2 protein-coding genes are annotated in these 1,547 nt (G+C 67.5%); both read left to right on the forward strand.

Annotated elements, in window-relative coordinates; genetic code table 11:
- A partial coding sequence (locus tag A5733_RS04440; protein WP_076239242.1) for a hypothetical protein occupies nucleotides 1-1,154 on the forward strand: 1,154 nt, incomplete at its 5' end.
- Between the two features lie 22 nt (nucleotides 1,155-1,176).
- Nucleotides 1,177-1,395 (forward strand): hypothetical protein, encoded by a 219-nt coding sequence (locus A5733_RS04445; RefSeq protein ID WP_076239243.1) that lies wholly within the window; start codon nucleotides 1,177-1,179, stop codon nucleotides 1,393-1,395.
- Nucleotides 1,396-1,547 lie beyond the last annotated feature (152 nt).

Here is a 1,547-nt window from a genome sequence, read left to right on the forward strand (position 1 = left end):
CGCATTGGCAGCGCTGGGCCCGGTCGTACGCGGAGTCGTACGCCAACCTCATGGGCCCGGTCGACGGCTACTACGGCAACAGCGACGCCGAGTTCACCCGCGAAATGCAACGCCGCCTCGTCGCCGCCGGCCACGCGATCCCGATCACCGGTGTGTTCGACGAAGCCACCGCGGCGCTCGTCGGCTACGCCGGCATCACGGCCGAGCCGCGACGCAAGATCTGGATCTACACCGCCCCCGGCTCCGGTGCGGACTGGTGGGCCGGGCCGTCGTTCGAGCTCGGCGAATGGTGCAAGAAGGTGCTCAAGCTCAACCACCAGCCCGTCGGCTACCCGAAAGGCGGATACCTCGGACTGATGGGTGGCCCGCCGGACCTGTCCTACCTCGACGTCATCGCCGGCCTGGCCGCCGAACTGGCGCGGCTGCTGCGCACCAACCCCGACGTCATCGAGGCGGTGGCGGCCCGCCGCCTCGACCGCAACGCCCGCGTCGAGGTCGAGCTGTGGTTCTCCGGATACTCCCAGTCCGCCGACGGCATCGAGGACGCAGTCGAGCACCTGTTCGGCGGCGGCGGCGAATTCGAGCTGATCCGCGACCGCATCAACGGTGTCATCCAGTTCGGCAACCCGTCGAAGGAGAAGACCGGCATCGCCCGCAAGGTCCGGCCGGCGTGGCTGCGGGCCCTGATCCGCAACATCACCACCAAGGGCGACTTCTACGCCGAAGTCGCCGACGACATCCGGCCCTTGTTCTACGAGTGGTTTATCCGCGCGGAAACCGAACTGCCGTTCGTCGTCTACTCCGCGCAGATCATCGTGCCCGCACTGATCAACCTGGTCGCACCGTTCCTCGGCGCCGCCGGCCTGGCCAGCCCGCTCGCCGTGCCGATCCTGGCCGGCGCCACCGGCGCACCCGCCGGAGTACTCGGCACCGTGATGGGCGGTGTGCTCGGCGCCAAGGACAAGCCCAACCCGAAACTCATCGAACTGCTATCGGTCCAGGGCGTGCTCACCAACATCCCCGACCTGATCACGCTGCTGGCTGCGCTGCCCGGCCTGCAGGCCCACGGCGAGTACCACTTGCCCAAACCGGAGTTCAACGGGCGCACCGGTATTCAAGTCGCCTGCGATCACGTCGCCGCATTTCGCCGCTAGACCCCCGATGAGAGGAACCGTCATGAAGATCGGCAAGTACACCCCGAGCCAGATCCGCAAGTTCGCCGTCGCCGGCGTCGCAGCCATCGGCACACTCGCCACCTCGGCCGTCGAGACGTTCACCACCTGGATACCGGCCGGCTGGGTCGGGCCCATCGCCAGCGGCATCGCATTCGTTGGAGCCATCGGCGTATTCCTCACCCGCAACGCCCCCATCATCGACGCAGCCGACGAGCTGTGATCCTGCGCAGAGCGCGCCGGGGCATCGATCGATTCCTCGACGCACTGGACAGCGAAGGCGTCGCGCTCTTCCAGATCGTCGTCTACGTCCACATGATCCTCGGTGGCCTGTACTGCCTGTTCATTGCCAAGGGTGTGCCGCAGTCGGTCGGG

Origin of the sequence: Mycobacterium sp. NS-7484, assembly GCF_001953975.1 — a bacterium.
Taxonomy (GTDB): Bacteria; Actinomycetota; Actinomycetes; order Mycobacteriales; family Mycobacteriaceae; genus Mycobacterium.